This window comes from Bacillus sp. JJ664 (assembly GCF_036962205.1).
GTDB lineage: Bacteria > Bacillota > Bacilli > Bacillales > Bacillaceae_G > Gottfriedia.
In genome coordinates this window covers 1-6,254 of record NZ_JBALMS010000032.1, presented here as the reverse complement: position 1 = coordinate 6,254, position 6,254 = coordinate 1, and the positions used below count along the sequence as shown (strand labels likewise).

General features: G+C 31.9%; 4 protein-coding genes. All 4 read left to right on the top strand.

Features of this window, described 5'->3' with window-relative positions:
* Positions 1–43: 43 nt before the first annotated feature.
* The 4 genes from V7056_RS05315 (at position 44) to V7056_RS05300 (ending at position 6,158) form a co-directional block, all read left to right on the top strand.
* Positions 44–1,186 carry a DUF4822 domain-containing protein gene (locus tag V7056_RS05315; protein ID WP_499699976.1) on the top strand — a complete coding sequence of 381 codons (1,143 nt, stop codon included), beginning with the start codon at positions 44–46 and terminating at the stop codon, positions 1,184–1,186.
* A gap of 582 nt (positions 1,187–1,768) precedes the next feature.
* Positions 1,769–2,731, top strand: coding sequence for an AAA family ATPase (locus tag V7056_RS05310; RefSeq protein WP_499699974.1), 963 nt, complete (start codon positions 1,769–1,771; stop codon positions 2,729–2,731).
* A gap of 41 nt (positions 2,732–2,772) precedes the next feature.
* Positions 2,773–3,942: a DUF58 domain-containing protein gene (locus tag V7056_RS05305; protein ID WP_499699972.1), complete on the top strand. Its 1,170-nt coding sequence runs from the start codon at positions 2,773–2,775 to the stop codon at positions 3,940–3,942.
* Complete coding sequence (locus V7056_RS05300; RefSeq protein WP_499699971.1) at positions 3,939–6,158, top strand: transglutaminase TgpA family protein; 2,220 nt, start codon at positions 3,939–3,941, stop codon at positions 6,156–6,158. Before V7056_RS05305 ends, V7056_RS05300 begins: the two co-directional genes overlap by 4 nt.
* Positions 6,159–6,254 lie beyond the last annotated feature (96 nt).

Sequence of the window (6,254 nt, the reverse complement as noted above, 5' to 3'; positions counted from 1 at the left end):
ATTATAAATTTATAGATTAAATTTGGGAGTGGAGGATTATATTATGACATTTTTTACAAGTAAAAGAAACAAATTAATGACTTCTCTTGCTGCAACTGCAATGCTGGTGACTATTGTAACACCTGCTTCAGCGAACAGTATGAGTACGCTTCAAACAGCAAAAGTAAAGGTAAACAATTACTACAAACTATCTATCCAAACTGTTTCTGATGTTCAGACTTCTGCAAAGATCAAAATTGCTACATTAAATTATTTGAATAAGAGCTTGACCACTAAGAAATATGCAAACGAAAAAGCTTATTTAATGAAAAGGGTAGAAGCAAAATCACATGCAATTTATAAATATTACAAAAATAATCTACTAGAAACAAAAGGACAGGAAATGTCTAATATTCTAAGTAGTACAAATTGGCAAGGTACAAGAGTATATGATAAAAATCATCAAGACTTAACAAAGGAGAATGTAAATTTTATTGGTCTTGCAAAATATGAAGCGAAATCAGGAAGATATGAATTTTTTGATGCTAAGACTGGCAATAGTCGTGGAGATACAGGAACATTTTTTATTTCAAATGATGGAAAAAAGAGAATACATATTTCAGAATCATTAAAATATCAAGCAGTTGTCGAAATGATCAAACTGAACAAAGATGTTTTTACTTATAAAAGGATGGGAAAAGATACGAATGGCAACGATGTAGAAGTATTCGTTGAGCATGTTCCTTTTAAAGAAAAAAATCTTTCTTTTACTAATCCGGACAAGCAGTTAGATACTACGACGGGCAATATTATTCGTAACATTGATGGAGATATTATTTTAGGTAATACTCTTTGGACTGGAACAAAAGTGTTAGATGAAAACGGTAATGATCTAACAATGTATAATACTAATTTTATTAGTCTAGCTAAATTTGACAACAAGTCTAATAAATATGAGTTTTTCAATGCTGCAACGGGCAAAAGCCGCGGTGATTATGGATACTTCGATGTAGGTCACGAAAACAAAATTAGAGCTCATGTTTCTATTGGTGATAACAAGTATGGTGCAGTTCTTGAAATTACAGAACTTAATAAAAAGAAATTTACTTATAAAAGAACTGGTAAAGACAAAGATGGCAAGGACATTACCATTTTCGTTGAACATGAACCTTATAAAGGTCAATATAAACCAAATTTTAGTTTTTAAAAGTTTCGATTGAAAGCTAATTGTTTAGCTTTCATAAGAATGGGGAGATACAGAAACATTTCTCATTTGATCTATCGTATTCAAATATATTAACCAGAGAAGTCATTCCATTTGGAGTGGCTTTTTTGCTTCTGCCAATGAATACTGTTAGAGCGAAGTAGCTTATATATTAATTTTCTCTAAAAAATAGATTGAAATTATAAATATTAAAAAACGATAAAATTGGAATTATTTACCATGAATATATTTTAAATTATCGAAATTTTGTCAAAATTATACTATACTTTAGATAACGATTCCCATAGTCAGCATGATCATTATTTGGAGTTTGAAACTTGTCATTTTAAATTACGTTGTATTGTAAAACTGAAGTTTAGTGATTATTTTGATTCTATCCACCTACAATTCTAACGATTTGTATTTATTACAATTGTTTTATTGAATAAGTTTGTCAACGAAGAAGAATTTAAAGTAACTATTTATTTTTAAATACTCCTTGAACATTAATCTATTCGGAATCAAATGATGAAATCAAAAGTTATTAATCCAGCAAACTACTACACTCTAAGGAGGAATAAAAACATGGTTAACGAAAAAATGCATCCTGATATCGAAAAAATCATTACAAATATCGAAAATGTAATGATTGGAAAAAGAAATGTAGTCGAACTAAGTTTGGTAGCCCTTCTTACAGGGGGGCATGTTTTATTGGAAGATGTGCCGGGTGTTGGGAAAACAATGATGGTAAAATCACTTGCCAAATCCGTTAATGCAAATTTCCGTAGAATTCAATTTACCCCAGACTTGTTGCCTTCAGATGTAACAGGGGTTTCTATTTATAATCCAAAAGAGATGGAGTTTCAATTCCATCCAGGACCGTTAATGGGGAATATTATCTTAGCTGATGAAATTAACCGAACATCTCCAAAAACACAGTCTGCACTATTAGAAGGATTGGAGGAAGCAAGTATAACAATTGATGGGATCACCTATGAACTACCGAAGCCCTTTTTTGTTATGGCGACACAAAATCCAATTGAATATGAAGGTACTTATCCACTTCCTGAAGCTCAGCTAGATCGATTTTTATTAAAGATTACAATGGGATATCCGACTATGGATGAAGAATTAGAAATATTAAATAGGTTCCAAAATATCCCTCCAATTGATCAGTTAAAACCTGTCATTGACATTGATGGATTACGATCTCTTCAAAGGGAAATGAAGAATGTTTTTATAGATGAATCCATTAAACATTATATTGTGAGTATTGTTAATAGTACAAGACAGGACAGAAATGTGTATTTAGGGGCAAGCCCAAGGGGTTCACTCGCGCTTATGAAAGCGGGACAAGCATATGCATTCATGTACGGACGAGATTACGTTTTACCGGATGATATACAATATCTAGCACCATTTGTATTGTCCCACCGAATTATTTTAAATTCAGAATCAAAATTTGAAGGAATTACTGCTGAAAGAATTATTAAAAATATTGTAAAAAATATTTCTGTACCTGTTCAAAGGAAAGTGAAATTAAAATGAAAATACAATTACGTGTCCTCAATAAAGTCAGGAAGTATTTATTGTTATTTCTAATACCATTACTATTATTGTTTGCCTTGTTTCAAGGAGGATTTGTAAGTTGGTTTTTATTCTATAGCTGTCTACCGTTTATCTTATATAGTGTGGCATTATCATTTTATCCTTTGGAAAATCTGAAAGTAACTAGAGAGCTTCCTAAAAACGTTTTTAAGGTCGGCGATCCGATAAAAGTTATTTTAACCGTAAGAAAGTCATTTTTCTTACCTGTTTTTTATTTTTTAATAGAAGAAAATTTCTCAAATAATTTACATACAACCGATCAACAAGGATTTACAAAGGAACTAATATTAACTGGCTTTAAAAAGCAATGTTCTTTTGATTATATAATTCCTAAATTACCACGTGGGGAGTACTTTATTAATTCTTTAACAATAAAGATTGGTGACCCTCTTGGTATTTTCGAATCGAAAAGCAAGTTCAACATTATGAATAGGTTCGTAGTATTTCCTCAGTATTCGGAGCTTTATTATCGTGCACTTGAGCATCAAAATAATCAAGGCTCGACAATTTCAAGTCATCACTTTCAGCGGGATATATCAATGGCTGTTGGTATAAGAGAATATCGGTCTGGTGACAGGTTTTCCTGGATAAATTGGAAAGCTTCCGCGAAACGAAATGAAATGATGACAAAAGAGTTTGAAGAATTACAATCAAACGACCTGTTTGTCATAATGGACTGTGCTCAAAATGAACTTTTCGAATCAAATGTCTCTTTTGCAGCATCTTTTCTCCATACTGTACTGAAAAAAGGTATTCAAGTTGGCCTTTTAACGAATAACAAAAAACGAGATTCCTTTCCAATTAGAGGGGGAGAAGGTCATTTTCAAAAGCTCTTATACCATCTTGCGAAAATTGAGGCAAATGATACAACTCCAATTGAGAAGGTTTTAGATACAGAACTTCGTTTCATTCAACAAAATGTATCTTATATTTTGATTACCACCCATTTATCGAAAAATTTGGTAGAAAAAGCTAGTTTTATTAAAAATAGAGAAGGTTCGTTTACAATATTTGTCATTAAGGCAAAGTCTATGGTCGTATCAGAAAGTGAGAAATCATTCATTTCAATCGCCAATGCACGCGGAGTGAGAACAATCATTGTACGTGAAGATAATTTTAATGCAGCCTTTACAGGGGGCGATATGCGATGATGAAAAGTAATTTCACCCTATTTTTGTTGTATGCATATGGTTGTATATTGTTATGGGAATGGGTAAGGCCTATTGATGATTTAACCACTACGTATCATATGAACATTTTCATGTTTTACTTGTTAATCGTTTTTACATTATCTTTTTTTAAAGTAAGAAGAATTCTACAATGGCTTATAAACATAATCCTAGTTTTATTTTTGGTTAATCGTTTTCATTATGATTTAGGATTATTTCAGTTTAAATGGATATTCATTTTTATTTCACATATCTTTGAGAACATGATTTGGCTGATAACTGGCCAATTGAATGAATTGACTTACGAATTCAAGACATTTTTATTCATACTTTTACTTTCGATAATCGTTTATTCCATTAATTTCTTTTTAAATCGGAATTGGATATTTTACTTATTACTTTTGACAGTACTATATATTTCTATATTGGATTCGTTTACCGACTACGAAGCCAAATTTGCTATTGTTCGAACTGTTTTACTTGGCTTTACAACTATGAGTCTATTAACTTTTGACAATCTATTGGATAAAGGAAGAGTTCATTATTACTCAGAATATGTAAAAAAATGGATGATTCCGCTCGTAAGTATGATTATTCTTTTTGTCCTAATTGGATCTTTAGCTCCTAAGCCTTCTCCAATCCAGACTTTCTCAAATTGGTCTTTTCCTGGATCAAAACAGGATGACAAGGGTGGTTCCGGAGGAGGAACAAAGACGGTAGGGTACGACACAGATGATTCAATTCTAGGTGGGCCTGTAAAAAGTAGTGATGAACCAGTTTTTCAATATGAATCTAACCAAAGGACATATTGGAAAATGGAGACTAAAGACACTTATACAGGTCGAGGTTGGGTTGATTCTGCATCGACGCAGCGTCCTATGAAAAAAGAAGATTTTGTCATGTTAAATACTTATCCAGATGCGATTGAGACCAATATTGAAACAGCAAAGGTCACGATCGATGATAACTATCAATATCACTATATTATGTATCCTGAAGGAATTACTAAAGTATTAAATATTCTACCTTATGAATCGGGTCTAAATGTTTTCAAAGTTGATACAGCTATTGAAAGAATAAGCTATTTCAAAAATAGCATTCCAGAAATTCCCGCCAGCTTTGAAGTAGAATATGAAATACCTAGATATAAAGCAAAAGATTTAATCAAAACAGTAAAACTTGATTCAAATTTGATCAATGATGTCTTTTACAAAAATTATACTCAATTACCAGCAAACTTACCTAAGAGAATAGGTGAGTTGGCGCAGCAAATAACAACAGGAAAAACAAATTGGTATGACAAAGCGAAAGCAATAGAGAATTACTTTGATAAAGAAGAATACAAATATACTCAAAAGAATGTAGCTTTTCCTGGTCCGAGTGTTGATTATGTAGACCAATTTTTATTTGACACGAAAACTGGTTATTGTAATAATTTTTCATCATCGATGGCAGTCATGCTAAGAACACTAGGGGTACCGACACGTTGGGTGAAAGGATTTACTGGCGGGAATTTTGTTAACAATAGTAAAGAAGACACATCAAAACAAATTTACGAAGTGACTGTTGACAATGCTCACTCATGGGTTGAGGTATTTTTACCGAATCAAGGTTGGGTGGCATTTGAACCTACTAAAGGCTTTTCGAATGAACTAAATATCAGTACCAGCAGCGACCATTCATCAACAACTGAACAGCAAGAGTTACCTACAAATGTAATTAAAAAAAATAAACCGAATCCTGACCTAGAAGTAACTGGTGAAGCATCAAAGAAGATTGAGGAATCAAATTACTTTACTAGTCTTTGGAATAAAATTAAACAGTCAATACTAATCGATTGGAAAAAGAAGATTCTTTACTTAGGATTAATTATTGCTATTGTTGGTTTCTTTTATCTTAATCGTAGAAAATGGATCCCATACTTTTTCATGTACATTTACCGTTTTAGTAAAAAAGAAGATAGACTTGAATCAGCTTACCATACATTATTGCGTCAATTAGCTCGTTATGGATTAAAGCGAAACGAAACCGAAACATTAAGAAATTACGCAAAATATATTGATTCACTTTTTACTACAAACGAAATGACCGAATTAACGATGTATTATGAGCAATACTTGTATCAACAAATTAGCCAAGAACAGAATTGGGAGAAATGCTTAAAATTATGGGAGAGTTTAATGAAAAGGACGATCTAAATTACGCATTTTTCAATTGATGAATTAAAATCTCAACTTTATGAAATGGATAATAGAAAAAACTGGCGAAAGTTAATCACCAGTTTTTTTCTATTT